The organism is Rhizobium johnstonii 3841, from assembly GCF_000009265.1.
GTDB classification, from domain to species: domain Bacteria; phylum Pseudomonadota; class Alphaproteobacteria; order Rhizobiales; family Rhizobiaceae; genus Rhizobium; species Rhizobium acaciae.
In genome coordinates, this window is the sequence record NC_008380.1 from 2,992,527 (window position 1) to 3,018,808 (window position 26,282).

Sequence of the window (26,282 nt, forward strand, 5' to 3'; positions counted from 1 at the left end):
TTACGCCAGCGCTTCGATCGCCGCCCTCACCGCGCCCTCGTCCATTTCGTGCAGGCCGATGACGACGAGGCGCGTGGCGCGCTTTTCGCTCGCGCCCCAGGCGCGGTCGAAATAATGGTCGATGCGGCTGCCGACAGCCTGGAGCTGCAGGCGCATCGGCTTGCCGGAGACATCGACGAAACCTTTGAGGCGCAGCACATCATGGGCGGCAATGATGCTCTTTAGCGCTTCGACGAAGCCGGCGGAATCGGCAATGGGTCCGAGTTCGACGACGAAGCTGTCGAATTCGTCATGGTCGTGCGGCGCACCGTCCTCGTGTTCCAGCTCGTGATGCGACTTGCGATTGGCGACATCGTCCTCCGTGCCGATGCCGAGGCCGAGCAGAATGCCGGCCGACACCTCGCCATTCCGTGCCTCGATCATGACGGGCTTGCGGACGGTGCGGGAGGCGACCTCGTCGCGCACCCTGACAAGGCCCGCCGCGTCGATCAGATCGGTCTTGTTGAGCACGATCAGATCGGCGCAGGTGAGCTGGTCCTCGAACAGCTCCTCGATCGGGCTCTCATGATCGAGCGATTCATCCTCGGCCCGGCGCGCATCGACGGCATCGTGATCGTCGGCGAAACGGCCGGCGGCAACGGCAGCGCTGTCGACCACCGTGATAACTCCGTCGACGGTCACTTGCGTACGAATGTCAGGCCAGTTGAAGGCGGCGACCAGCGGCTGCGGCAAAGCAAGGCCCGAGGTCTCGATGACGATATGGTCAGGACGCTGTTCGCGCTCGAGGAGCTTGGTCATCGTTGGAATAAAATCATCGGCGACGGTGCAGCAGATGCAGCCATTGGTCAGCTCGATAATGTCGTCCTCGGTGCAATTCTCCGCACCGCAGCCCTTCAGCACGTCGCCGTCGACGCCGAGATCGCCGAATTCGTTGATGATCAACGCAATCTTCTTGCCGCCGGCATTGGTGAGCAGGTTGCGGATCATCGTCGTTTTGCCGGCGCCGAGGAAGCCGGTGATGACGGTTGCGGGAATCTTCTGCTGGTTCATGGACTTAACCCTTCATTTTCAGCGGCAGGCCTGCCGCGATGAAATAAACTTCAGCGGCCTTCGCCGCGATCGATTGGTGCAGCCGGCCGGCATGATCGCGAAAATCCCGCGCCATGCGATTGTCGGGCACGATGCCGAGACCGACCTCATTGGAAACGAAAACGAGCCGCGCTTTCGCGGCGGGCAGGAAATCGGCAAGGGCGGCGAATTCCGCCGCCATGTTCCGCTCCTCCATCATCAGATTGGTGACCCAGAGCGTCAGGCAATCGATCAACACGATGCGACCTTCGCCGTCGATTGCAGCGAGCTTGCCGACCAGATCGAGCGGCTCTTCATGCGTTGTCCAAGACGGGCCCCGGTCGGCCCGGTGTTGGGAGATGCGAGCCTGCATCTCCTCGTCCCAAGCGCGGCCGGTCGCGATATAGTGGCGATCGAGACCGGTCGCCGTCACGAGGTCTTCGGCGACACGGGATTTGCCGGAACGTGCGCCGCCGAGGATGAAGGTGGCGGTCATACTCAAACGCCCCTCAGGGAGAGTGCGTAGCTGTGGCTTGTTCCGAGTGCACCTTTCTCGGCGGCCGAAAGCACTCCTCTTGCAGCGCTGCTTGGAGGCGTCGCGCGCGCAGCACCAAGCCACGCCGAATTCAATCGTTCAGCCAAGACAACCTCCGTGCTGGCAACGGGCATAGTGCCCAGGTGTGGGTTTTTCGCCCGGCACGCATGGCAGGTCTCCTGGCTCGCGGTTATCGGCCGCGATCGGGGCAGACCGGAAACCGGTCGCCCTGATCGTGCCAGCGGATCATCCTCGCCTTCCCGGCTGCATCAGTGAAAAGGTGGACGATTCGTAGACTTGAGAGGCGTCCGACCCCGGTTGATCACCATGCATATCCAGTGGCTTTTCCGGCATGTCGCCCGTCCCGCCCGCTTGCATGATTGCGAGCCGCCGGCCGGAAGGGCTTAGTGCCGGATGGAAGACCCTGACCGCTCTACAGTCGCGGGGTCGGCTGTGATGAAGGCGCCCGGCTTGGGTCCGCCCCGTCACATTCCCTTTTCATCCGGAAGGGCGCAACACCGATCCGGAACCATCCGTTATGTCAGGATGGTCAGTCGACCATCCGTTATCGGGATGGTTAGGCAAGCGCAGGGATGAAGTCAACCGGCCTTCGCGGCCGCCTGATCGCCAGTTCCGAGGCGTGGCTACCCAAACACGACTTACCCTACCTAAAATATCGTCATTTATCAGAGACTTACGTCATCGAAATTTATTCCAACCGCCGGCTTTTCGCCGCAATTGCGTCGCAAGCGGACTGCGCGACCATCTCCGCCCTTGACCGGGCCTCTCCCCGCCTAGTTGTCTAGCCATGCTTATGAAATTGGATCGGCGCCGTTTCCGCGCGCTGCGTGTTTTCTTCGATCCGGGACGCCTGCGGGCGCTGACCCGGCGCAGCGAGGTCGGCCTGTCGCTGGCGGGCGCCGTCGTCGGCATCATCTCCGGTCTCGCCGTCACCGGCATGAGCTACGTCTCCAACGAGTTGCATCAGCTGGTCTTCGGCATCGCCGACAGCGAACGGCTGAGCTCGTCCGAGATCGAGAACAAGCTACTGCTGCTCACCGCCCCCGTCATCGGCGGCGCCCTGCTCGGTCTGCTGCTTTTCGTGCTGGCGAAACGGCGCAAGAAACCGATGGTCGACCCGATCGAGGCAAATGCGCTGCATGGCGGCCGCCTGTCCCTGACCGACAGCATCATCGTTGCCGTACAGAACCTGATCTCCAATGGTTTCGGCGCCTCCGTCGGCCTGGAGGCTGGCTATACCCAGCTTGCCGCCGGCCTCGCTTCGAAATTCGGTCTGAAGCTCCAGCTTCGCCGCTCGGACCTGCGCACCCTCGTTGGCTGCGGCGCGGCGGGCGCCATCGCCGCCGCCTTCAACGCGCCGCTGACCGGCGCTTTCTATGCTTTCGAGCTGATCATCGGCACCTATACGATCGTCTCGCTGACCCCGGTCGTTGTCTCCGCCCTTGTCTCCACCCTGATCGCAAGGCTGCTCGCCGGCAGCGATTTCACCATCGATATCGGCAGCTTCGGCTCGGTCGTGCCGGCCGATTATATCCCGGCACTGCTGCTCGGCGCTTTCTGCGCCGGTGTCGGCATCCTGATCATGCAGGGCGTCGCCTTTGTCGAGGAACTGGCGCGCAAGAGCTCGATCGCCCCACCCTTCCGCCCGGCACTCGGCGGCATCATCGTCGGGCTGTTGGCGATGATCTCGCCGCAGGTGCTCTCGGCCGGCCACGGCGCGCTGCATCTCAACCTTTCCCGTGAGGTGGCGATCCCGACGCTGATCGGCCTCTTCCTCTTGAAATCCTTCGCCTCGGCGATCTCGATCGGCTCCGGCTTCAGGGGCGGGCTGTTCTTCGCCTCGCTGTTCATGGGCGCCCTGCTCGGCAAACTCTTCGCCTATTGCGGCCCCTATTTCGCCGATGCGACGCTGACGCCCGTCATCTATGCCGTGGTCGGCATGAGTTCGCTTGCCGTCGCCGTCATCGGCGGGCCGCTGACCATGACGTTCCTGGCGCTCGAAATCACCGGCGATTTTCCGATCACAGCGCTGGTGCTCGCTGCCGTCATCACCTCCTCGCTCGTCGTGCGTTCGACCTTCGGCTACTCCTTCGCCACATGGCGGTTCCATCTGCGCGGCGAAAGCATCCGCAGCGCCCACGACGTCGGCTGGATCCGCAATCTGACGGTCGACAAGCTGATGCGCGCCGACGTCAAGACGGCAAGGGCGGGCATCTCGCTGGAGGAATTCAAGCAGGCCTTCCCGATCGGCTCGACCCAGCGCGTCATCCTCGTCGAGGAGAGCGACAAATATGCGGGTCTGGTGCTGGTGCCGGAGATCTACGCCAATCCGACCGATGCGCAGGACGAGGGCAAGACGCTTGCCGATTTCGTCCACTACCGCAACGATTTCCTGCAGCCGCAGATGAATGCCAGGCAGGCGGCGGCGATCTTCGACAAGAGCGAAAGCGAAGCGCTCGCCGTCGTCAACAACCTGATCGAACGCAAGGTGATCGGCCAGCTCAGCGAAAGCTACACGCTGCGCCGCTACAGCGAAGAACTCGACCGCCGCCGCCGCGAGGTCTCAGGCGAGATCTGAGTAAGTCGGAACACTCCGTCGTCAGTCGGTGCCGGCGAGCTTGAAGACGTTGACCGGCTTCGAAACGCCGCGCAATTCGAAAGAGCCAAGACATTCACTGGCAACGGCAGAGGTGACGGCGAAACTCTCCGACATCAGCAAATGGTGCCCGAGCGTGCCGCAGAGCTTTTCGAGCCGCGAGGCCTCGTTGACGGCGCTGCCGATCACCGTGAAGTCGAGCCTGCCGCGCGCGCCGATATTTCCGTAGAAGACCTCGCCGAGATGCAGCACGACATCAACTCCGATGTCTGGACCTCCATCATTCCTCCGCTGACCATTCAGCACCTTGTTGGCTTCTAGAATATTCCTTGCGGAAGCCAGTGCGGCCATGCAGGCCTTTTGCGGGTCTTCAGCATCGGTCGGAAAGATCGCCAGCACGCTATCGCCCATGAACTTGAGGATCTCGCCGGAATTATCCTCGACATGCCGGCCGATCAGCTCGAAATGCTCGTCCAGAAACCCGGCGATTTCGCCTGGCTGATAGACTTCGGTCAACGCCGTGAAATTCCTGAGATCCGCAAGCAGGATCGCAGCATTGATGGAGCCACCCTTTCCCCTCTGGATCTCGCCTGCAAGGATGCGTGCGCTTGTTTTGGCGCCCGTATAGACGGCGAGGATATCCGCAGCGGTTTTCGATGCCGCGATGCGGTAGCAAGCCAGCCCCAGCGCCGGGAAGAGCTTTGCGACGATCGCCAATTGGTCGTCAGAAAATCCGCCCGGCCTGTCGCTTGTGAGAGACAGACTGACCCCGCGCAGCGCAGCCTCCTTCGGGAACTCCAGCAGGCTGACCAGGTGATCCGTGCCGCCGCCATGCGCGAATTCCGCAAGCTGCGGGTAGTCATCGACACCCTCACCCTTGGCGATGTTCCATCGACCTGACGTTTCGCCGCGGCCCAAAAGAAAATAGATCGGGGTCTTCTCGAAATTCAGCACTGCCGCACTGCCGTACTCGGCATTCTCGATCGTGGTCGCACCGTCGCGCACGAAATTGGCCGAGACGCCGCCATACATGGGATGAATAGACGGCATTGAGATGCTTCCCCGCCAGATTGGAAAGCCATCCGCGGTCAGCCGATCGCACAATCCCGCTATCAGCTCGCCAATATGCTCAGCTGTGATTCCATGCTCTATAAGCCACTGAATATGATTGTTGATTTCCGAACCTCCAAATGACCGACGCAGTTTATGGTCGGAAATCGGGCAAATGGACGGCGATGACCACCGGGGCATTGCCACGTCAACCAATAGTCGAGTTAGGCAGATATTTCTAGCCATGGTCTCCAGCAACAACAACCCGTCATTCGCCTGCCGACGAGGAGCTGTGAGAGTGCCGCAGAAGTAAAAGATGGTGCCGCAGCGCTTGCGGATATCTCACATCCTGACTGTCATACCGCCGTCCACCGTCAGCACGTGACCGTTGACGAAGGAAGCGGCGTCGCTTGCAAGAAACAGCGCCGCGCCGGCGATCTCGTCCGGCCGTCCCCAGCGCTGAACCGGGATGCGTTGACGCACGAAGGGCATCAATTCCTCGTTCGCAGCCATCGCCGCGTTCGTCTCGGTGGCGAACCAGCCGGGCGCAATCGCATTGCTGGTGATGCCGTGCGGGCCGAATTCGACCGCCATGCCGCGCATCAGTCCGGTCAGTCCCTGCTTGGCCGCCGGATAGACGCAGTCGCCGGGCATGACGACATGGCCGCTGATCGAGGTCACGGCGATCAGGCGACCGTGATTGCGTCGCTTCATCAGCACGGCAGCGTCCCGCGACAGCGTCATGGCCGCCGCCAGGTCGGTGCGCAGCAGCTCGATGATGGCATCATCGTCGAATTCGGCCAGCGGCCGCCTGTCGCGGGCGCCGACATTGTTGATCAGGATATCCAGACGACCATGGATCTTGTCGATATCGGCCATCGCAGCACGCTGTGCCCCGCGGTCGGCGATGTCGAATGCGGCGGCCTCCGCCGTGCCGCCCGCGGCACGGATAGCCTTTACGGCGTCTTCCAGCGTCGCCGCCGTGCGTCCGTTGACGATGACATGCGCGCCGGCTTCTGCGAGGGCGCGCGCCATCTCGAAGCCCAGACCACGGCCGCCGCCGGTCACGAGCGCCACCTGACCAGCCAGTGAAAATCTATCCAATATGCTCATAGTTTCGTCGCTCTCACCTGGGTCCGTCGTCGCGACAATTAATGGACTCAGTCAACTAACCTGGCAATAGCAGAACGACGGCACCGTTGATGGTGCAACAGCCCATGCCCGTGAACGTCCGGCCTAACCGAGCAGCCCGGCCAGCCAGCGTGGATCGAGATGACGTTCCAGTTCCCCGGCGATCTCGTCGAGCGCTTGCTCGACGCTCTCGCGGTAATTCCGCCGCTCACCCGATAGGCCGAAGCTTTGAAGCAGTCCGGCGCGGTAGGCGTCACTGCCGAAGAGCCCGTGCAGATAGGTGCCCATGATCCGGCCGTCGGCGGACAACGCCCCGTCGGACGCGCCGTCTATGATTGCCGAAGGCCGATCGCAATCCGGGCCGCGGGTCACGCCGAGATGGATCTGGTAGCCGGCAAGTGGCGCGTCATATTCGGTCGAGCGAGCCTGGCTGTTGCGCACGGTCTTCTCCGGCGCCATCTCGGTCTCGATATCGAGCAGCCCAAGCCCCGGCGTCTCGAGCGTCCCGCCCTCGATGCCGAGCGGATCGTGCACCATGCGGCCGAGCATCTGGTAACCGCCACAGATGCCGATCACCCGGCCGCCGCGCCTGACATGTGCCTGGAGATCGCGGTCCCAGCCCTGGGCCCGGAAGTCGGCGAGATCCGATATCGTTGATTTCGAGCCGGGAAGCACGACGAGGCTCGCATCGGCAGGTATCCGCTCGCCTGATCGCACGAAGACCAGCTCGACATCCGGCTCGCTCCTCAGAGGATCGAGATCGTCGAAATTGGCGATACGTGGCAGCACCGGCACAGCGATCTTCAACGCGCCCGCTCCGCCCCTTACCAGCCGTTCGAGCACGACCGAATCTTCGGCCGGCAGGCGCGCCGCACCCCGCAGCCACGGCACGATGCCGAAACACGGCCAGCCGGTAAAGCCTTCGATGGCGCGGACGCCGTCGTCAAACAGCGAGACGTCGCCGCGGAACTTGTTGATGATATAGCCCGCAATCATCGCCCGGTCGCCATCCTCGAGGATCGCATGCGTGCCGACCAGCGAGGCGATGACGCCGCCGCGATCGATATCACCGACGAGGACGACGGGCACGCCGGCCCGCGTCGCAAAGCCCATATTGGCGATATCGCCGGCCCTGAGATTGATCTCGGCCGGCGATCCGGCGCCCTCGACGATAACAAGGTCGGCGCCAGCAGCCACTTTTTCGAAACTCTCGAGCACGGCGCCGAGCAGCTCAGGCTTCAGCCGCTGATAGTCGCGTCCCTTCGCCTGTCCGAACACCCTGCCCTGGACGATGATCTGACTGCCATTTTCCGATTGCGGCTTGAGCAGCACAGGGTTCATCTGGACCGAGGATGGCGTGCGCGCGGCCAGCGACTGCAGCCACTGCGCCCGGCCAATCTCGCCGCCGTCATCGGCGACCGCCGCATTGTTCGACATATTCTGCGGCTTGAACGGCCGGACCGTCAGCCCGCGATTGGCCGCCAGCCGGCAGAGGCCCGCAACCAGAACCGTCTTGCCGACATCGGAGCCGGTTCCCTGCAGCATGATCGCTCTTGCCATGGTGGCCCGCATTCGCCTCTCGTTCAGGCGAGGCCTACAATGGGCGGCAATCCCAGGTCAAGACTTGGCTTGGTCAAGACTTGGCCCGGGTCAAGACTGGGCCTAAAGTTCCGCCCTGCAAACACGAAAACCGCGCATGGCCTTTGGCTCTGCGCGGTTTGCCGAAAAACTCAGGCGTCTTCGCCCTTACACGGCGAAGCTCGCTTTCTCCGGTACGCACTACCTGAACCGGAGAAGCGGCGGTCATTGCTGCCACGACCCAACTGATAGCGGCACATTCTTACCGGAGAGTTATTGAAGGCTTACGCAAATGTTAATTTTGATCTTTTTTGACATTCTGGCCAAAATTTCTGCCGAAGATCCGCAGCCTCTCGCCACGAGCGTGCTTTTCGCCCGAGGGCGCCAATTTAGGAATGCTGACATAAATTCTTCGAATTCAATAATTTAGTCACGCAACCATGAGCAGAAGACGGTTGATTTCTGCGAGCGAACGCGTAGGCTCCGTCATAACACGCCATTGTTGAACATGGCCTGCCCGTGAACCGGAAAGCCTGTTGCGGTATCGCCCCGGCAGGCATTTTCCATTCGGGTGCCGGAGAGATTTGTCGGTGAATTTCAGAGCCTGCTGCACGTCCGCCTAAGAAGAATTCGGGGAATGACGATGAAGACGTTTCTGGTTCCGGCCGTCTTTGCCGCGGCTCTTTCTACCGTCGCGCCGGCCGAAGCCGCGGAATGCGGCAGCGTTTCGATCGCCGAAATGAAATGGGCCTCGGCAGGCATCGCGGCGAGTTTCGACAAGATCATCCTGGAAAAGGGCTACGGCTGCTCGGTCACCATCGTCGATGGCGACACGCTGCCGACCTTCGCCTCGATGAATGAGAAAGGCCTCCCCGACATCGCCTCGGAATACTGGATCAATTCCGTCAGGTCCCTGCTCGATCAGGCTGTCAACACCGGCCGGCTGGTACAGGGGGCCGAAATCCTGGCCGACGGCGCCGTCGAGGGTTGGTGGATCCCGAAATTTATCGCCGACGCCCACCCCGACATCCGCTCGGTCGAGGACGCGCTGAAACATCCCGAACTCTTCCCCGCCGAGGACGACCCGTCGAAAGGCGCAGTTTACAACTGCCCCGCCGACTGGAGTTGCCAGATATCGACCACCAACCTGTTCAAGGCGCTTGCCGCCGACAAGAAGGGCTTCGAGCTTGTCGAGACCGGCAGTCCCGAACGGCTCGATGCGTCGATTGCCCGCGCCTTCGACAACAAGATCGGCTGGCTCGGTTATTACTGGGCGCCGACCGCCATCCTCGGCAAATACGACATGACGCGCCTGAGCTTCGGCGTCGGCCACAACAAGAATGAATGGGACCGCTGTACCGCGGTTGCCGGCTGCGTCAGGCCCGAGCTCAACTCCTACCCGGTCTCGCGCGCCTTCACCCTGATAACCAGGTCCTTCGCCAGCCGCGCCGGACCTGTCACGGCCTATCTCAAGACCCGCAAATGGGACAATGCGACGATCAACCAGGTGCTCGCCTGGCAGGACGAAAACCGCGAAAGCAACGAGGATGCCGCGATCTATTTCCTTCGCAACTACGAGAGTCTGTGGACGAAATGGGTGCCGGTCGATGTAGCCGAGAAGGTCAAGGCGAGCTTATAACGGCCAAAACAAGATCAAGCATGGACGATTCGATGACAGGCAATGTTCCCTTTCCCGACCGCGATACCGTTGCGGAAAAGCTCGCCGCACTGTCGGAAACCGACAAATCATACCTGGCGCTGCTCATGGAAAACGCCGCCCAGGACGACAACCTGCTCGACGGCTTGCGCCGCCATCTCGACCTTGCCGCCGGCTCGCGTTTCCTGAATTCGCTGAAGCTTGAAAATCTGGGAATGTGGCTGGGGGCCCAGGCGCCGGACCGGTTGCAGATCCGGCTGACGGAAACCGCCCGCTCCAGCCAGCACCCCGCCTACCAGGCCTTCCGGACCGGCCTCAGCCGATCCGGTGGGCTGGAAAAGGTTTATCCCTCGGTCATCCGTTAGGATGATCAGACCCGGCCAATAGCTGATCCCCGGGTCAGCATCTGATCCGGCGATTCTAGCAGCTGAACCGTCATCACTTCTTCGCGGCGCGGTCGACTGAGCGGCCGGCATCCTGCGTGGCGTTCACGGTGTTTGCCGTATCTTTTCCTATGCCGCGGATCGTGTTGCCGCAGGAAGAAAGGGCAAGAAGAACCATCAAGGCTGCGGCAATTTTGGCCGTTGTCGTCATCTCGGATATCCTTGTTTGAAATCAACCCCGAACGGCGACAATTGCCGTCCCGCGCCAATAACGCACGACAAACCAAAAGGTTCACTGGATATAAGTATACCCGCTACAGCCGCGCGTCCGATAGGACGCGCCATCACTTTCGATCGGCGCATAATCCTGTCCGATGCAGCTAGGCGGCGACCGCCTTCGCTCTCTCGGCAAAGGCGCCGCGAATACTGTCGGCCACCGTTTCGATCGGCCCCGATACCTGCGAGGCGGTCAGCAGGCGGATATCGAAGGCGCCGAGCTCCGGCAGCCCTTCCTGAGGCCCGAGGATCGCCATGTCCTCGTTGACATAGGACAGCGGCAACGGCGCAATGGCGAGATCGGAAAGCACGGCGGCGCGCTGCGCCATCGTGTGGCCGCTGAGATAGGCGACGCGATAATGCCGCTTGTTGCGTTCGAGCTGGGAGAGTGCTTCCTGGCGCCAGATGCAGCCGTCTTCCCAGATCGAGATCGGCAGCGGATCGCGGCGATGCGCCGAACCGCACTTGGCGCCGGCCCAGACCAGCCGCTCGCGGAACACCACCTCACCGCCCGTCGGGAACGGCCGTGTCGCACAGTTGATCAAGGCCAGGTCGAGCCGCTGCTCCTCCATGCGCTTCTTCAGCCCCATGCTCATGTCGATGGTCACGTCGACCATGATGCCGGGATAGCTTTCGGCAAAACTCTTCAGGATGCTCGGCAGCAGCCGTTCGCCGATATCCTCCGGCGCGCCGAGCCGCACGACGCCGCTGAGCTCCGGCATGATGAAGCGCGACACGGCCTCGTTCGACAGAGCCAGGATGTTGCGCGCGTAGGACAGCAACATCTCGCCGTGGCGCGTCAGCGATACCGAGCGGGCGTCGCGCAGAAACAGCGTTGCCCCCAGTTGCTCTTCAAGCTTCTTGATCTGCATCGACACCGCCGACGGCGTGCGGAAGACAGCCTCTGCGGCGGTCGAAAAATTGCCTGTTTCGGCGATAGCCACGAAGGTGCGCAGCACCTCGTTGTCAAGCAGCGGAATGGGACGGCGAAAGGGAATGCTCATCGTCACATCTTTCAATTTTTCTGATTTATAACGCCATATCATTTTGTTTGATTGAATGTCAATTGACCACCATATTTCGGGTGTCGGCAGCTAAATGCAGCAAAGGAGGCCCGACATGTCTCAAACAAGCATCTGGAATATCGTACAGGCCCTTTCCGCATTCAAGTCGCAGCGGCGCAGGGATGCGAACCATGAGCATGCGCTCCGGGAACTAAGGCGTTTTCCACCACATCTGCTGGCAGATTGTCAGCGCGAGATGGAGTTGACCGTCCCGGAGCGCCGCGCGTTCGATGAGACGCGCTGTTGCACAATTCCTTAAATCGGAATGCGCATCTGAAAAGACGCGCGGCGCTGTAAAACAGGATGATTTTAGGCCGGGGCGGTCTGAAATCTTTCGGCATCAGGCTCCAACAAACGCTTCATCACTTTGAATCCGCGCAGATCGAACCGATCAACTCGCTAGGTCATCGATGTGCCCGCCCAGAAAGAGCCGGCCGACCCGCGGATCGGCAAGAAGTTCGCTTGCCTTGTTGTGCATCCGCGTCTGGCCGAGTTCCAGGACGAGCCCGTAATCGGACATGGCGAGCGCCGCCTTGGCATTCTGCTCGACCATCAGAATCGTCACGCCCTGGTCGCGCAGCCGGATCAACGTCCGGAATACCTCCTGGACGAGGTTGGGCGACAGGCCGATCGACGGCTCGTCGATCAGAATGAGCTTGGGGTCGAGCAGCAGCGCCCGCGCCACCTCCAGCTGCTTCTGCTGGCCTCCGGAGAGTTCGATCGCCTTTCGATCCCGATGGGTCTTCAGCGCCGGAAACTGCTCCATCACCACGTCAATGCGTTCACCCACCTTCGACGGGTTTTTCGAGGTGATGCCGCCGAGTTCCAGATTGTGATAGACCGAAAGCTGCGGCACGATGTTGCGACCCTGCGGCACATAGCTGACGCCACGGCCGATCAGATCGCGCGGCTTGCAGCCGGTCACATCCTGGCCATCCAGCAGCACTTGACCCGAATGAATATCGAGCAGGCCGAAGATCGCTTTGAAGACGGTCGACTTGCCGGCGCCATTCGGACCGATGATGGTTGTAATGGAGGCTCGCGGGATCTTGAACGAGACGCCGTTCAGGATGGTGATCTTGCCGTAGCCGCCGTAGACGTCCTTCAATTCCAGCATGCTCAGCCTCCGAGATATGCGTCGATGACCTGCTGGTTGGCGCGGATCTCGTCCGGTGCCCCCTCAGCAATGATTGCCCCTTCCGCCAGCACGATGATCCGCGTGCAGAGCGACATCACGAATTCCATGTTGTGCTCGATCACCACGAAGGTCGTATCGTGATCGCGGTTGTATGTCTGGAGGCGTTCCTTCAGATTGCCGAGCATGGTCAGGTTGACGCCGCCCGCCGGCTCGTCCAGCAGAACAAGATCCGGCCCGGCCATGAAGGCCATTGCCGCATCCAGCAGCTTCTGCTGGCCGTAGGAAAGAGCGCCGGCCTTATCTTCTTTCAGATGCCGGAGCTTGAAGAAATCGACGAGTTGCTCGGCCTGCTGAGTCAGACCGGCATCGGGCTTTCCGAACAGCCGCGACAACATGGTTCCCTGATGCTCCTGGCCGGCAAGGATGATATTGTCGAGCACAGTCATATCAGGGAAGACCGAAAGTTGCTGGAACGTGCGGCCGACGCCGCGCTTGGCGAGGTCGCAGGCCTTCATCCCGGCGACGGCATGACCGTTGACGAAGACTTCGCCGCGATCCGGACGGAGCTGACCGAGCACGCAATTGAACAAAGTGGACTTTCCCGATCCGTTCGGACCGATCAGGCCGAGCACCTCGCCTTTCATGACTTCGAAGCTGACGTCCTTGACGGCCTGGATACCGCCGAAGGTCTTGGAAATGTTGCGCACCGAGAGGACGGAAGGGTTCATAGCTGTGCTCCTTCCTTCATGTCGCCGCGGGTGACGCGTCTCGGACGAACGGCGCCGACCAGTCGACCGCCTACCCCCATCAGGCCGCTCGGCGAAAACACCATGAGCAGGATCACCAGCGCGGAATATATGATGAGGTAATAGCCTTCGGTGAACCGAAGGAATTCCGGCAGAAGGATCACCACCGCGGCTCCCAGCATCGGGCCGAAGAAATAGCCGGACCCGCCAACGACGACCATCAGCAGAATTTTCAGCGAAAAACTGAGCGCGAAGGAGTTCGGCTCGATATATTGGACCACCGGCGAGACCAGCGATCCGGCAAGCCCCCCGGCCGCCGAACCGATCGCAAAGGCAAGCAGGGTGATCCGGCGGATATCGAGGCCGAGGCTTTCGGCGCGAATTGGATTTTCGCGCAGGCCCTTGAAGGCACGCCCCCATGGAGAACGGACCAGCCCGTACATCAGCAGGGCGAAGATCACGAAGACCACCAGGCAGAGATAGTACATCTTCTGGTTCGACGTCAGCGGGATCGACAGGACGGTGGATTTCATGCCGGTATCGAACACCCAGAAATCAGGCCGCGGCATGTTCGACTTTCCATAGGATCCCCCGGTCAGCCAGTCCTCGTTGCGAAGCACGAGCACGAGCAGCGTGTTGAAGGCGAGCGTGACGAAGGCAAGGAAATGGCCTTTGACGCGCAGCGCCGGAAAGCCCACCAGCAGGCCGATCACGAAACAGGCGGCCACCGATACCGGCATGGCGATCAGCCAGTGGATGCCGTTCATGGTCATGAGGGCGGTGATATAGGCGCCGACAGCCATGAACGAGGCCTGCGCGAGGGATATCTGTCCGGCATAGCCGAGCGTCAGGTTCAGGCCCATCGCCGCGATCGTGTAGATGAGCCACGAGCAGAGGATGAGGGCCACGTAATTTCCGTGTCCGATCGGAGCAAGCGCGAGAAGTGCTATTCCGACGGCGATCAGCAGCCATTTCGGGACGAGGTTCATCATACTTTCCTCCCCTCAGGCGTACCCAGCAGGCCTTCCGGCCGCCACAGGATGATGACGATGAGCAGGACGAGCGGAACGGCCGCCCGATATTCGGCGGTCACGTAGGTTGCCGTCATATTGTCGAGCACGCCGATCAGCAGGCCGCCTACGAGCGCGCCGCGGATCTGGTTGAAGCCTCCGACGATCGCGGCGATGAAAGCGATGAGACCGAGATATTCCCCGTTCGAGAACTTCGCGAGATAGAACGGCGTGATCAGGAACGATGCCAGCGACGCGAGTGCCGCGTTGATCAGAAAGGTGTAGAGCACCATGCGTCTCGTATCCACGCCGAGAATTTCCGCCACGTTGGGATTCTGTGCTGTCGCCTGCATGGCGCGGCCCGTTCTCGTGCGGTTGAGAAACAGCGTCAGAGCCACGACGACCGCCAGCGAAATGAAAAGATGGGCGATGTCAGTGACCGAAATGACTGCGCCGAAGACGTTCAGGCTGCCACCGGAGACGAGCTCCGGAAAGGGCTGCGCTTCCGCCCCGTAGAATTCCTTGACGCTCTCCTTCAACAGGATCGCCAACGCCATGGTCGCTATCACCAGGGGAAGACCTCCGCCTGCTTTCGACGCCTGCATTGGTTCCACGATCAGCCGCTTGAACAGATAGCCGAGCACGAAAACGGAAGCCGCAAGCGCGACGAGAATGGCCAAAGGCATCGGCAGCCCAGCCCCAAGCGCCATCAGCATGAAGAAAGCGGGCAGCATGACGAATTCGCCCTGCGCGAAGTTGACCGTCTGCGCAGCTTGCCAGAGCAGCGTGAAGCCGATCGCCGCCAGCGCGTAGATCGATCCCGTTGCCAGGCCCGACATAAGGACTTGCAGAAACTGTTGCATGGATCTTGCCTCGAAAGGGTGCCGGCCCGGCCGGCACCCGCGCTGAACCTCAGTTCGCCGGAACGGTGCCGACAACCTTCTGTTTGCCGTCGACGACCTGCGTCATGAAGCTTTCACGCGACATTTCGCCGGTATCGTCCCAGGTCGTCGTCAGCAGCATTCCGGGATATTTGGCGACATCGAGCGTCAGCCCGTGCAGCTTCTTCGCCAGCGCCTCCCGGTCGAGCGAGCCGTTCATCTCGGAGACGTATTTCACCGCATAGACGGCGACGTAGCCCTTGAGACCGTTGTGATCGGTCGCGCGATTGTACTTCTGCTTGAACTTCTCGCCGAACGCCTGGATCGCTGGAACGTCGGCGCCGGCGGTGACGCCGACATGCGCGTAGGCGCCGTCGGCGGCATCACCGGCAAGATCGATGACCTTCTGGCTGGTCAGGGTCACTTCGCCGACGAGCGGCACCTTCAATCCCTGCTTTTTGGCTTCCTTCAGGAAGCGGGCGGCCTCCTCTTCGTTCAGATAGACGAAGACGGCTTCGGCGCCTGATTCCTTGATCTTCGATACGTCGGCTGCGAAATCGGCCTGGCCCTGCTCGGAAGGAACATCGGCGACGATATCGATGCCGGCTTTCTTCATCTCGTCGGTGAAGACGTCATGGCCGCCCTTGCCGAACTCGTTGTTCACCCAGGCGACGCCGATCTTCTTCGCCTTCAGCGTGTCCTTGAAATAGGGCGTCAGTCCCGGCACGCCCTTTGCAGCGCTGGACGACGTGCGGAAGATGTAGGGATTGCCCTGCTGTGTGATGTTCGGGGCTTCGGAACCGGTGAACTGCGGGACGCCGTTCTGCTTTGCGACCAGCATGTTAACAATCGTCGAACCGGAGTAGACCGTCCCGATGATCGCATAGGCATCGGCGTCGATCGCCTTCTGCACGAGCGCGCGGGACGTCGGGGCGTCCGACTGCGTATCGTAATCGTCCATGACGATTTTCTTGCCGAGAATGCCGCCGTCGGCGTTGATCTCCTCGACCGCCATGTAGGCGCCGTCCCGGTAGTTCTTGCCGGACACCGCGCCGGCGCCGGAGAGTTCGCATACGCACGGCAACGAGACCGTGTCCTCGGCACGCACGCCCTGCGGATGAAGAGCAGCGCCCGTGATGAGGGACGCTGCGGCCCAAGCTATCAGATAACGTCTTTTCATGTCTTCCTCCCAAATACCTCCCGCCCACGCAGGAGACCTCCACCAATCGCCCGAGGCCGGCTACAGCGCCGGAGCTCGAACGGATTCACTTGAGGACGTCAGACCGCCGCTCCCCGGGGCGGCCTTGCGCCCGCTCACGCACCCGGTGTCTTCGCGCGGATGTCGTCGATAAGAATTTGACGAAGCTCGCCGGTTACTTCTGGTTTGATCCTGAACCACCTGTTGAAGCCGACCACGCCCTGATGCAGCAGCATGCCGAGCCCGTCGACGCTACGATGCCCTCGGGCCTTCGCGGCCTTGATCAGCTCGGTTTCGAGCGGCACGTAGATGACGTCGTAGACGATCGCATCCTTCTTCAGCGGGCTGAGATCGATATCGAGCGGCGGCTGCCCGATCATGCCGAGGCTGGTCGTGTTCACCAGTAGGTCGCATTCGGCGATGAGTTCAGGCAGAGCGTTCATTCCATGCGCGCTGACGCCGGCGCCGAAATGCGAGGCCAGCGCCTCGGCCTTGGAAACCGTGCGGTTACACAAGGCGACCGTCAGTCCGCGGCTCAGAAGCCCGTAGGTGGCAGCCCGCGTTGCGCCGCCGGCGCCGAGGATGACGGCACGCTTCCCCTTGTCCCAGCCGGGCGCCAGTTCGTCGATATTGCCGAGGAAGCCGATGGCATCCGTGTTGCCGCCGACGAGAACGCCATCCTCCCACCAGATGGTGTTGACCGCGCCCATCTTCCTCGCCGCGTCGTCGATGTGATCAAGATGCGGGATCACGGCGGTCTTGTGCGGCACGGTGATATTGCCGCCGATCCATCCGGCCTCTCTGAAGCCTGAGAAAAAGGAATCGATATCTTGCGGCGGGACGTCCAGACGCTCGTAGCTGCCCTCGATCCCACAGCGTTTCAGCCAATAGCCGTGCAGCATCGGCGAACGCGAATGTGCGATTGGATGTCCCATGACGAATGCGCGGTTCTGCGCCATTTATGTCCACTCCCTGAAATTCTTCGCGACGCTTTCGGCGGCTCGGAAACCGATACGACGTCTTCCTGCAATGATGGTGGGCTGGTCGGGGTCAGGCACCTGGCATGCCCTCCGGTCGGAGATGGCGCTTCTGGGCGGCTATGCGGAACGGCGCATTCGGTGCGCCATATCCCCTGTATCCGCCGCGCCGCTCGACGATTTCAAAGAAAAAGCCTTCGCGGAAACTTGGGCTGTAGAGCTGAAGATATTCGCCCTGTTCGTCGCGATCGTAGAGGATATTCGCCTCGCGCAGCCGGTCCGCCATGACGGGATTCAGGCCGAAGCGGGCCTCGACGTCGTCGTAGTAGTTGCGCGGGATCTTGAGCGGCGAAAATCCATTGGCCTTCAGCGCTTCGGCGGTCGCGAAAATGTCCGCCGTCGCAAATGCCAGGTGCTGGATGCTCGAGCCGAAGTTTTCGGCGATGAAATGGCCGGCAAGCGTGCGTCGGTTGTCGGCGCCGTTCATCGTTATCCGCAGCGCACCGTCGGCGCTTTCGACGACTTGGCTGCGAACGAGGCCCGAGGGATCGACGATATCGATCATCGGCGTCTTCCTGAGATCGAAGATCGACAGGTAGAACAGCAGCCAGGACGGCAATTCGTCCGCTTTCATCGTCTGTCCGACGTGATCGACCCTGAAAAGACCGGCTGCCATGCCGGCGTCCGTCTCTTCCACCGGCTCGAAGTCGATCCCCCACAGGCTGCCGAGTTCGCTCTTTTCGTCGACGAAATAAACGAGGCCGCCGCCGACACCCCGGATCGCTGGGATTGTCAGCTCTCCCGGACTCACGGATTGCTCGAAAGGCTCCGCCCCGAGTGCCTTGGCCCTTTCAACGGCGTCCCTCGCATCGTCCACCTTCAGGCAGACGGCATAGGCGGAGGTTCCGTGGACGACGAAGGACGAATAGGCAAAGCCCGTCCGCTCGGTGTTGAGCAGGATATTGATGCCGCCCTGGCGCAACAGGGTCACGGCCTTCGACTTGTGCCGGCCATAGGTCTTGAAGCCCATGATGTGGAGAAAGGCCGCGAGTTCGTCAGCGTCCTCGGCGCTGGTGGCGAATTCGATGAATTCCACACCCCGCACGGAACTGCGGGGCGGTATCTGAGGCGCGTCGAAGGAGACGCCGCCTTCGCTGCGCGCCACCCGATCCGCCAAGTCGACCAGCGACCGGCGCCCGTCGACGGAGATCAGTTTTGCGGAGCCGCCGCGAAACTGGTCGTTGAAGATCTCCAGGGATAGCGGCCCCTTGTAACCCGTCGCCGCGACCGCCCGCATGAAGTCGACGACGGGCAGGTCGCCTTCTCCGGGCATATTGCGGAAATGCCGGCTGAGGTAGAGCAGATCCATGTCGATCATCGGCGCATCCGCAAGCTGCACGATAAAGATGCGGTCTCCGGGAATGGCCCGGATGGATTCGACATCGATCCGTCGCGCCAGCGTGTGGAAGCTGTCGAGGATCAAGCCGATGTTCGGATGGTCGGCCCGGCGGACGATCTCCCAGGCGTCGCGGTGATCGTTGATGTGACGCCCCCAGGCGAGCGCCTCGTATCCCACCCGGATCGATCGTTTGGCAGCGCGTTCCCCGAGTTCGCGGAAGTCGTCAGCGGCACGATCGATACCGCCGAGCGCGATGGTCGAGACGTTGGAGCAGACGAGCATCAGCTCGGTGCCCAATTCCTGCATGACGTCGAACTTCCGTTCTGCGCGATCGAATGTCCGGGAGCGGTGCGGCTCGGGCATGCCCTCGAAGTCGCGAAACGGCTGGAACAGGGTGATCTCCAGCCCGGCGTCGCGCACCATCCGGCCGATCTCCCGGGGCGACGCGTCGAATGTCAGGAAATCGTTTTCGAAAATCTCGACACCGTCGAAGCCGGCAGCGGAGATCGCCTCCAATTTCTCCCTGAGATCGCCGCTGATCGAGACCGTTGCAATCGAGGTCTTCATTTCGCTGCCTCCGGCGCAACGGACAATTCGTCCTCGCCGGTCGCTTCGCCTGCGGAGCGCGAGGACGAATTCATGAACCGGAGGTAGCTCAGCTGGATCGGCAGTTGCGCCAATGCCATCTCCTCGCCGTTTTGAACCTTCAGCCCGTGCCGCTCCGCCTCTTTCAGCCAGGGCGTTACGACAGGCTTGGTGACGGCGTCGGCGACGATCAGCGCACCGGCCAGTTCGGCGATCGGAAAAGGAAGCGGATCGCCGAAGTTCATGCCGAGCGGCGAAGCGTTGACGGCGATATCGATTTTCCGACCGGCAGCAACGCGATCGAACACTTCGAGTGCGGGATGATAGCGGCTCAACTCGGCCTCGAGCGCTCTGCGGCGCATCTGGTCGGGCTCGATGATGGTAAGCGAGCTTGCGCCCTCCGAAGCCAGTTCGAACGCGATCGCCATGCCCGCGCCGCCAGCTCCGATCAGCAGGGCATTGCAGCCGCGCACCCTGACACCATGACCGCCGAGCGCGGCGATGAACGCCATCCCGTCGGTCATCTCGCCGATGAGCTTTCCTGAAGGCGATCGCCTGATGGTATTGACGGCTCTTGCGCGGCGAGCCCGTTCGCTGACCTCGTCGCAGGCCACGAAGGCGGCCTGCTTGTGCGGCATGGTGATGGAGCAGCCGGCGCAGTTCTCCATCGCCCTGAGGACGTCGAAGAAGCTGGCGACCTTTTCCGGACGGATATCCATCGGCACGATGACGGCGTCGACGCCGTGCTCGGCAAACCAGTTGTTTATCGGACCGGGCGACTTGACCTGCTCGACAGGGTGGCCGACTAGCGGGATGACGATGGTCTTGCCGGTGACAAGGCGCTTGCGCTTGGGCGAAACCATTGATCCTCCATCCTCCATCGCGAAGAGTTCACACGGGGATCCGCTCCTCCGTGCGAGGTGGCCTCCTCCTGCCGCCTCCAAAGAAATCTTCGACGGGACGATTGATGAACTGGTCAAAAATGAATCGCAAATACCAAAATCCTCCCAAACCGTAACATCATGTTAAGTTTTGCGCAGTTTCTGCGCCTTCTGTTGCGGCGGAGACGACACGGCCTTCATTTCGGATCGCAGAGATTCGATGAGTGCTTCCGCGTAGACGGAAAGGGCCATGTCGTTGCGGTGGGCCGCATAGGTGCTGAACGTGGTCTTCGCTTCGATCTCGAGGCATTTCACGTCGGGCATCTTCCCGTGAGCCACGGTGAACTCGTCGATGATGGCGATCCCCAGGCCGGCGGCGACGAGGCTTCCCACCGTGGTGCCGAAGCGGGTTTTGATCTTCATGTTGAATGAGAGCCCTTCGCGGCGGAAGATCTCGGTCATGATGCGGCCGTAAGGATCGTTCGGATCGATGCCGATCAGCGGGTGCTTGACGATGTCGGCCGGACGGATCGAATCCTGCTGCGCAAGCTCGCTGTCGAGCGCGACGATGCAGAACAGCCGTCCCGTGGCGAGTGGCGCGAAATCGATGATCGAATGGTCGAATCGCGAGCTGATTGCCACGACCTCTCCGCGGCCGAGCAGAAGATAGTCGATCGACTGTTCGATCTTGAGGATGTCGATTTCGATACCGATATCGGGAAAGCGGCGCTTCAGCCTTTCGACCGCACGCGGCACCATGGCGTTGGCGATGCTCGGCACAGAAGCAAAACTCAACTCGCGCCCCTCGCCGCTGCCGAGGCGCCCGATCGCGTTCTGCAGGTCTTCGACCTTCAAATGAATGTTGTCGAGAAGATCGAAAACATTGCGCGCTTCGGGTGTGGGCACGTAGCGGCCGTGCCGCCGGTTGAAGAGCGGCACGCCGACCATGTCTTCGGTATATTTCATCAGGCGGCTGACGCCCGGCGCGGAAATGTTCAGCAGCTTGGCCGCACCCGCAATCGTGCCGGTCACCATGATGGCGCGGATGATTTCTATCTGCCTCAGTGTCAGCACCGAAACTCCTTCCTCTTTCCGGTGTGCCGCGCCCGCTGCCGCAAGCCGTGTTCAGATCGTGAAATCAAGCGCTAGAGCCTTTCCGGGTTAGATTGAAGCATTCTGTTGGCTCAAACGGAGTCGGATGGTCGACCGGCCGGCGCGTGTCGTAGCCCAGTTCTACGGCCAAGCCGGCCGGTCGATCAGGCGGCCCGTTTCAGCCAACCCGAAGGGCCGGGCATCTTTGCGCCAGGATCAGAGGCGATCGGCTCGGACGTACCAAGGGGTATGCCCTTCGCCAATCGCCTCTGCCCTGACGAAAACCTGCTCCGGCAGAACGCTTCAATCTAACCCGGAAAGGCTCTAGCTGCCGAAGCCGAACAGTCTGCGCGGTGTCTCCCACAGAATCTGGCGACGGTCTTCGACATCGGGAAAGAGCATTTCGACCAGCTTGAGAAGTGGGCCGTAATCCTGGCGGTCGGCCGCGCGCAGATAGGGCCAGTCGGAAGCCCACATGCATTGTTCCAGCCCGAAGGCACCGACCAGCGCCCGCAGGAAAGGCCAGGTATCTTCGAAGGGGTAGGCCGTGCCCGCAAACTTCGCGTAGCCGGACAGCTTCACATGGACGCGGCCGGTATCGGAAAGCCGCAGCAGCGTCTCGAATCCGGGATAGTCCAACCCATCGCGGGGCGTCGGGCGTCCGCAGTGATCGATCAATACCCGTACGGGGATTTTTTCGATCCATGGCCGGAACATCGCCAGCTGGTCGTGCTCGACCTGTATCTGGACGAACATATCGAGCTTGGCGAGCTTCTCCATCAAGCCGGAAGCGCTCTCGTAATAAGCGTTTCCATGGAAGGTCGGATTGAGGGCAATTCCGACGATGCCCTGGTCCCGAAGCGCGCGAAGTGTGGCCGTCTCTGCGTCGAGAGCGGCAATCGCCACGCCCTTGAAGAGCTTCGGATGACGCCGGATCGCATCGAGCATGCAGCTGTTGTCCGAGCCATATCCGGAGTTCGGCTGCACCAGAAGGGCGTGGCGGGTGCCATAGGCCTGCATCACCTGCACAAGTTGGGCGGTCGTGCCGATCTCCTGCCCCCATGGCTTATACGCCGCGTCCTCCGCATAGGGAAACTGCGCGGGATCGAGGACATGCGCATGGCAGTCGATCTTCGCCTCTTCAAAAATACTCATTCGTCCTCCCGACGACGGCGCACGTAGATTTCATTCACGCGCGACCCGTGACTGCGCCGTTCTGCATTATGATTTCATCAGTGCGGTCCCTCACCAAGCGGGCACATTCGCAAACACCCTCCCGTCGAACAGCTTGCGCGCCGTTCTGATCGTCCCCGCCCCCCGGACCGAGCCGTCCGCGGCCAGATCGAGGAACACTTCCATGTCACCTGTGGGATGCTCGATCCGGTAACGGCCATCTGTGGAAGCATGAGCCAGCGCATGCGCCGGAGAACGGACAAGCCGCGTCGCCGTCGCAACGGTGACGGCGGCGAGCACGCCGACCGAGGCGTGAACGCGGTGCGGAATGAAGCTGCGCGTGCCGATCGATCCGCCGGTTCGGGGCTCCGATACCAGGGTCATCTTGGGAACGGACGCGGCACTGACGTCGCCGAGATTCATCATCGGCCCGGCCTTCAGGCGAATGACTTCGATACGCTGCTTGAGGCCCTCATTTACTTCCAGGGCCTCGCGGCTCTCCGTGCCTGAAAGCCCGAAGTCCGAGGCCCGCATGATCACGCAGGGCATGCCGTTGTCGATCAGCGTCGCCTCGACGCCGTCGATGATATCGACCTCGTTTCCTGTCGGAAGAAGGGCGCCGCACATCGAGCCCGCGATGTTGACGAAGAGCAGCGGTACAGCGGCGTGGCTTCCCGGCACACCGGCGATTTCGGCCTTGCCCTGGTAGTTGACCTTACCGTTCGGCGTCTCGATCCTGGCAACGGCAACCTCGCCGGAGTTGACCATATGGATGCGGACGGGCGTAATCTCGCCCGATGCCTTCACCAGACACCGCTCGATGGCGGCCGGACCGACGCCGGAAAGAATGTTTCCGCACCCCTGCGCATCGCTGACCAGCGCTTGGTCGACGAAGACCTGCAGGAAAAGATAATCGACGTCAGCGTCTTCGCGCGAAGAGGCGGAGAGCACCGCGACCTTGGAGGTCAGCGGATCGGCGCCGCCGATCCCGTCGATCTGCCGCGGGTCCGGTGAGCCCATGATGGCAAGCAACAGCGCGTCCCGTTCGCCGGGATCTCCGGGCAGGTCGTCGGCCAGGAAATAGGCGCCTTTCGACGTTCCGCCTCGCATCCAGAGGCAGGGAATGCCGTCCTCATACATATTTAAGCCCCTTTTCCCGGAGCTTCGACCGCATGTCATAGATATCGAGCCCGAGTTCGCCGGCGGCGAGGCGTTGCCGCTTGGCCTCCTCGTTCGCCACACGGTTCTCGGCAGCAGTCAGAACCTCCTCGGCCGCGTTGAGCTTCACCACGCACACCCCGTCGTCGTCGGCGACGATGATGTCGCCGGCTTCGATGAAGGCGCCAGCGCAGACGATCGGAACGTTGACCGAACCGAGCGTTTCCTTGACGGTCCCCTGCGCGGACACGGCCTTGGACCACACGGGGAACTGCATCTGGGTCAGATCCCTGATATCGCGGACACCGGCGTCGATGACAAGGCCGCGGCAACCTCGCGCCCGCGCCGAGGTGGCAAGCAGGTCGCCGAAATAACCGTTGTCACAGGGCGAGGTCGGCGAAAGCACCAGGATGTCGCCGGCCTGGATCTGCTCGATCGCCACATGGATCATCCAGTTATCACCGGGCGGTGCGGAGATCGTAATGGCGGAGCCGGCGATCTGCGCACCTGAATAGATTGGTCTCATATGGCTGGCGAGCATGCCTTTGCGCCCCTGGGCTTCGTGGACCGTCGCGACGCCTGATTTGGCGAGCCTGTCGATCACATCAGCTTCCGCCCGTGGTATGTTCTGTACGACGATGCCCATGCTTATGCTCCGTTCTTGTCCGCCGGCGGCGTGCCGTGGGTATGGAATGTTTCGATCGTCTTCAGTCCCCAGGCCTGCCCCTTTTTCCGGTCGGCCTCGGTCCAGACGATCGGCTCCCAATCGGGCGCCAGGATGAGACGCGCGCCGGCATTGGCAAGCTCGACGCGATTGCCGGCCGGCTCCCAGACGTAGAGGAAATACGTGCCCTGGATGGCGTGCTTGTGCGGGCCGGTCTCGATATGGACGCCATTTTCCAGAAAGATGTCGGCCGCCCGCAGAATGTCGTCCCGCGTGTCCGTCGCATAGGTGACATGGTGAAGACGGGCGTTGCCGCGGCCATGCTCCTCGGTGCAGGCAAGGTCGTAGCCCTTGTTGTTGATGGTGAACCAGCAGCCGCCCACGCGCCCGTTGTCGAGCTGGATCATCTCGGTCACCCGGGATCCGAGACACGTCTCCATGAACCGCCTGAACTCGGAAACATCCGAGGCCAGAAGATTGAGATGGTCGAGACGCCGGGGATGGCATCCCCGGCCGTGAAAACGCTGCGCGATGTTCTTCAGAGCAGGCTTTTCGTCATCGGGCGGTCTGTAGCGCACGGTGTCGTAATAGATTTCGAACACATGCCCGAAGGGATCCTCGAAGCGGAAGGCGCTGTTGTGGCCGAGATCGCCGTCGACCCAGCCGAGAACCTTGTAACCGCTCGCCTCGATCGCCTTCACCCGCCGGTCGAGCGCCTCCGGCGACGAGGCTCGGTAAGCAATGTGGCCGACGCCGGTCGTGTGATGGCGCGTCAGCTTCAGCGTATGGAACTCGTAATCGTCCCATGCCCTGAGATAGGCGGAATTCTCGTCCTGGCCGGCAAGGCTCAGGCCGTAGACCCGCAGAAAGAAGTCGAGACTTTCTTCGAACTTGTTCGAATACATCTCGACATGCGCCAGATGCGCAATGTCGAAACAGGGCTCCATCTAATCTCCTCCTCCGATCTCTCCGCATGGCGATCAAAGCTCGTCGACCGTGCGCGGAAAGACCGACTGAAAGCCTTCCGCATATTTGGCAGCGCGGCCGCCGGACTGCCCGCCGGAATTTCGCTGGAAATGGTTCGCGCGGTTCTGCGCGACGCGGGTATAGAATTCCCAGAGGTGTTCCTGGCCTTCCATGCACTCGATCGCCGCACGCTTCTTCTCCCACACCGAGGTGATGTCGAGGAAGACATCAGGCTTCCAGCCCATCTGTTCGGTCTGGTGTGGCTCGAAGAGGTAAAGCTGGGGGGCGCCGAGCACCTTCTGTCCGGGATTGTGGCCCCATGCCTGCGCAATCATCCGCGTCTCGAGCGCCACCTGGGTCGCATACATATGATCGGTGTTATAGGGGTCGTACTGGGAGTGACTGAGCATGAAGGACGGTTGAAGCTGCCTTATGACGTCGACAAGGCGGTATTTGTCGTCATCGGTCAGTCTCAGGGGATAGTCGCCGAGATCGAAGCTGATGAGGTCGTGGACGCCGAGCGCCTTTGCCGCCTTCTCCGACTCGGCCCTGCGCGCCGCCTTAACCTTCTCGAGCGTGATGCCGGGCTGCTTCCCCAGCTTGGCGGATTCGCCGCGCTCTCCGAAGGACAGGCAGACGACCGTGACGTCGTACCCCATTTCGGCATGCAGCGCGATCGCGCCACCGCAGCGCCAGACGAAATCCGCGGCATGGGCGCTGATGACGAGGGCCGTCTTCTTTTCCGACATGAAATCCCTCCTTCCTCGTTGGAGGGATTTCATTCCCCAGGCTGCCTTTTGCCAATTTGGAATTGCCGCAGAGCCTATAAGTTTTCGCTATAGGGAATCTTCTCAAGCGGCTCAACAGCCAGAGAACTATAGCTTTTTCTTATATTTAATGGATCATTTTGAAATGGGCATTTCCCGCATCTCCCGACAGCCTAAGGCCAAGATCGATCTCGAAGTGCGCAAGGTCGAAAAAGTGGACGGCGAGTTCTACAATACCGAATTCCAGACGTTCGAGAGCGTCAAGGATCCGGCTCATTGATACCAGCC

Annotated in this window: 26 protein-coding genes and 1 riboswitch; of the genes, 5 read left to right on the forward strand and 21 right to left on the reverse strand. The window is 61.5% G+C overall.

Annotated features, from left to right (window positions below; genetic code table 11):
- Positions 1 to 1,050 carry a cobalamin biosynthesis protein CobW gene (gene cobW, locus RL_RS14620; RefSeq protein WP_011652357.1) on the reverse strand — a complete coding sequence of 350 codons (1,050 nt, stop codon included), beginning with the start codon at positions 1,048 to 1,050 and terminating at the stop codon, positions 1 to 3.
- A 4-nt stretch (positions 1,051 to 1,054) separates the two neighbouring features.
- Positions 1,055 to 1,564, reverse strand: a complete 510-nt coding sequence (gene cobU / locus RL_RS14625; protein WP_028741140.1) for a bifunctional adenosylcobinamide kinase/adenosylcobinamide-phosphate guanylyltransferase — start codon at positions 1,562 to 1,564, stop codon at positions 1,055 to 1,057.
- A gap of 190 nt (positions 1,565 to 1,754) precedes the next feature.
- Positions 1,755 to 2,152, reverse strand: a riboswitch (cobalamin riboswitch).
- A 259-nt stretch (positions 2,153 to 2,411) separates the two neighbouring features.
- Here cobU and RL_RS14635 point away from each other — a divergent pair.
- A complete protein-coding gene (locus RL_RS14635) occupies positions 2,412 to 4,202 on the forward strand; it encodes a chloride channel protein (RefSeq protein ID WP_011652359.1) in 1,791 nt (596 codons plus the stop codon).
- 21 nt (positions 4,203 to 4,223) lie between these two features.
- Here RL_RS14635 and RL_RS14640 read toward each other — a convergent pair whose 3' ends face one another.
- The 3 genes from RL_RS14640 to RL_RS14650 form a co-directional block, all read right to left on the reverse strand.
- Complete coding sequence (locus tag RL_RS14640) at positions 4,224 to 5,270, reverse strand: adenylate/guanylate cyclase domain-containing protein (protein ID WP_244432332.1); 1,047 nt, start codon at positions 5,268 to 5,270, stop codon at positions 4,224 to 4,226.
- Positions 5,271 to 5,612: 342 nt separating this feature from the next.
- On the reverse strand, positions 5,613 to 6,383 hold the full coding sequence (locus RL_RS14645; RefSeq protein ID WP_011652361.1) for an SDR family oxidoreductase: 771 nt from the start codon (positions 6,381 to 6,383) through the stop codon (positions 5,613 to 5,615).
- A 123-nt stretch (positions 6,384 to 6,506) separates the two neighbouring features.
- Positions 6,507 to 7,961, reverse strand: coding sequence for a cobyric acid synthase (locus RL_RS14650; protein WP_028741139.1), 1,455 nt, complete (start codon positions 7,959 to 7,961; stop codon positions 6,507 to 6,509).
- A gap of 655 nt (positions 7,962 to 8,616) precedes the next feature.
- Here RL_RS14650 and RL_RS14655 point away from each other — a divergent pair.
- Positions 8,617 to 9,618 (forward strand): glycine betaine ABC transporter substrate-binding protein, encoded by a 1,002-nt coding sequence (locus RL_RS14655; RefSeq protein ID WP_011652363.1) that lies wholly within the window; start codon positions 8,617 to 8,619, stop codon positions 9,616 to 9,618.
- A 20-nt stretch (positions 9,619 to 9,638) separates the two neighbouring features.
- Positions 9,639 to 10,001: a hypothetical protein gene (locus RL_RS14660; RefSeq protein WP_011652364.1), complete on the forward strand. Its 363-nt coding sequence runs from the start codon at positions 9,639 to 9,641 to the stop codon at positions 9,999 to 10,001.
- 73 nt (positions 10,002 to 10,074) lie between these two features.
- On the opposite strand, the gene RL_RS14665 is transcribed toward RL_RS14660, so the two are convergent.
- The gene (locus RL_RS14665) at positions 10,075 to 10,230 is read right to left on the reverse strand and encodes a hypothetical protein (protein ID WP_003540537.1); all 156 of its coding nucleotides are present in this window, start codon (positions 10,228 to 10,230) and stop codon (positions 10,075 to 10,077) included.
- A 169-nt stretch (positions 10,231 to 10,399) separates the two neighbouring features.
- On the reverse strand, positions 10,400 to 11,341 hold the full coding sequence (locus RL_RS14670) for a LysR family transcriptional regulator (RefSeq protein ID WP_011652365.1): 942 nt from the start codon (positions 11,339 to 11,341) through the stop codon (positions 10,400 to 10,402).
- 73 nt (positions 11,342 to 11,414) lie between these two features.
- Here RL_RS14670 and RL_RS40550 point away from each other — a divergent pair, with 73 nt between their 5' ends.
- Positions 11,415 to 11,618, forward strand: coding sequence for a hypothetical protein (locus RL_RS40550; RefSeq protein WP_041936359.1), 204 nt, complete (start codon positions 11,415 to 11,417; stop codon positions 11,616 to 11,618).
- Between the two features lie 132 nt (positions 11,619 to 11,750).
- On the opposite strand, the gene RL_RS14680 is transcribed toward RL_RS40550, so the two are convergent.
- The 14 genes from RL_RS14680 to RL_RS14745 all read right to left on the reverse strand — a co-directional run bounded on the left by RL_RS14680 (position 11,751) and on the right by RL_RS14745 (position 25,976).
- Positions 11,751 to 12,476 (reverse strand): ABC transporter ATP-binding protein, encoded by a 726-nt coding sequence (locus tag RL_RS14680; protein ID WP_011652366.1) that lies wholly within the window; start codon positions 12,474 to 12,476, stop codon positions 11,751 to 11,753.
- Positions 12,477 to 12,478: 2 nt separating this feature from the next.
- Complete coding sequence (locus tag RL_RS14685) at positions 12,479 to 13,225, reverse strand: ABC transporter ATP-binding protein (RefSeq protein WP_011652367.1); 747 nt, start codon at positions 13,223 to 13,225, stop codon at positions 12,479 to 12,481.
- The gene (locus tag RL_RS14690; protein WP_011652368.1) at positions 13,222 to 14,235 is read right to left on the reverse strand and encodes a branched-chain amino acid ABC transporter permease; all 1,014 of its coding nucleotides are present in this window, start codon (positions 14,233 to 14,235) and stop codon (positions 13,222 to 13,224) included. Before RL_RS14690 ends, RL_RS14685 begins: the two co-directional genes overlap by 4 nt.
- Positions 14,232 to 15,116, reverse strand: a complete 885-nt coding sequence (locus RL_RS14695) for a branched-chain amino acid ABC transporter permease (RefSeq protein ID WP_011652369.1) — start codon at positions 15,114 to 15,116, stop codon at positions 14,232 to 14,234. The genes RL_RS14690 and RL_RS14695 overlap by 4 nt, the downstream gene beginning before the upstream one ends.
- A 49-nt stretch (positions 15,117 to 15,165) precedes the next feature.
- Positions 15,166 to 16,314: an ABC transporter substrate-binding protein gene (locus tag RL_RS14700; RefSeq protein ID WP_011652370.1), complete on the reverse strand. Its 1,149-nt coding sequence runs from the start codon at positions 16,312 to 16,314 to the stop codon at positions 15,166 to 15,168.
- A 134-nt stretch (positions 16,315 to 16,448) separates the two neighbouring features.
- Positions 16,449 to 17,291: a shikimate dehydrogenase gene (locus RL_RS14705; protein WP_011652371.1), complete on the reverse strand. Its 843-nt coding sequence runs from the start codon at positions 17,289 to 17,291 to the stop codon at positions 16,449 to 16,451.
- Positions 17,292 to 17,382: 91 nt separating this feature from the next.
- Positions 17,383 to 19,275 (reverse strand): bifunctional sugar phosphate isomerase/epimerase/4-hydroxyphenylpyruvate dioxygenase family protein, encoded by a 1,893-nt coding sequence (locus tag RL_RS14710; RefSeq protein ID WP_011652372.1) that lies wholly within the window; start codon positions 19,273 to 19,275, stop codon positions 17,383 to 17,385.
- On the reverse strand, positions 19,272 to 20,156 hold the full coding sequence (locus RL_RS14715) for a shikimate dehydrogenase family protein (protein ID WP_244432333.1): 885 nt from the start codon (positions 20,154 to 20,156) through the stop codon (positions 19,272 to 19,274). The genes RL_RS14710 and RL_RS14715 overlap by 4 nt, the downstream gene beginning before the upstream one ends.
- Before the next feature lie 162 nt (positions 20,157 to 20,318).
- A complete protein-coding gene (locus RL_RS14720) occupies positions 20,319 to 21,248 on the reverse strand; it encodes a LysR family transcriptional regulator (RefSeq protein WP_011652374.1) in 930 nt (309 codons plus the stop codon).
- A gap of 342 nt (positions 21,249 to 21,590) precedes the next feature.
- Positions 21,591 to 22,421 (reverse strand): amidohydrolase family protein, encoded by an 831-nt coding sequence (locus RL_RS14725; protein ID WP_011652375.1) that lies wholly within the window; start codon positions 22,419 to 22,421, stop codon positions 21,591 to 21,593.
- A 90-nt stretch (positions 22,422 to 22,511) separates the two neighbouring features.
- Entirely contained in the window at positions 22,512 to 23,579 is a 1,068-nt protein-coding gene (locus tag RL_RS14730; protein ID WP_011652376.1) for a 4-oxalomesaconate tautomerase, read from the reverse strand.
- A complete protein-coding gene (locus tag RL_RS14735) occupies positions 23,572 to 24,243 on the reverse strand; it encodes a 4-carboxy-4-hydroxy-2-oxoadipate aldolase/oxaloacetate decarboxylase (RefSeq protein WP_011652377.1) in 672 nt (223 codons plus the stop codon). The genes RL_RS14730 and RL_RS14735 overlap by 8 nt, the downstream gene beginning before the upstream one ends.
- A 2-nt stretch (positions 24,244 to 24,245) precedes the next feature.
- A complete protein-coding gene (locus tag RL_RS14740) occupies positions 24,246 to 25,208 on the reverse strand; it encodes a VOC family protein (protein ID WP_011652378.1) in 963 nt (320 codons plus the stop codon).
- 33 nt (positions 25,209 to 25,241) lie between these two features.
- Positions 25,242 to 25,976 (reverse strand): PIG-L deacetylase family protein, encoded by a 735-nt coding sequence (locus RL_RS14745; RefSeq protein ID WP_011652379.1) that lies wholly within the window; start codon positions 25,974 to 25,976, stop codon positions 25,242 to 25,244.
- 163 nt (positions 25,977 to 26,139) lie between these two features.
- Between RL_RS14745 and RL_RS41010 the strand changes: the two genes are divergently transcribed.
- Complete coding sequence (locus tag RL_RS41010; protein ID WP_261315767.1) at positions 26,140 to 26,274, forward strand: hypothetical protein; 135 nt, start codon at positions 26,140 to 26,142, stop codon at positions 26,272 to 26,274.
- Positions 26,275 to 26,282 lie beyond the last annotated feature (8 nt).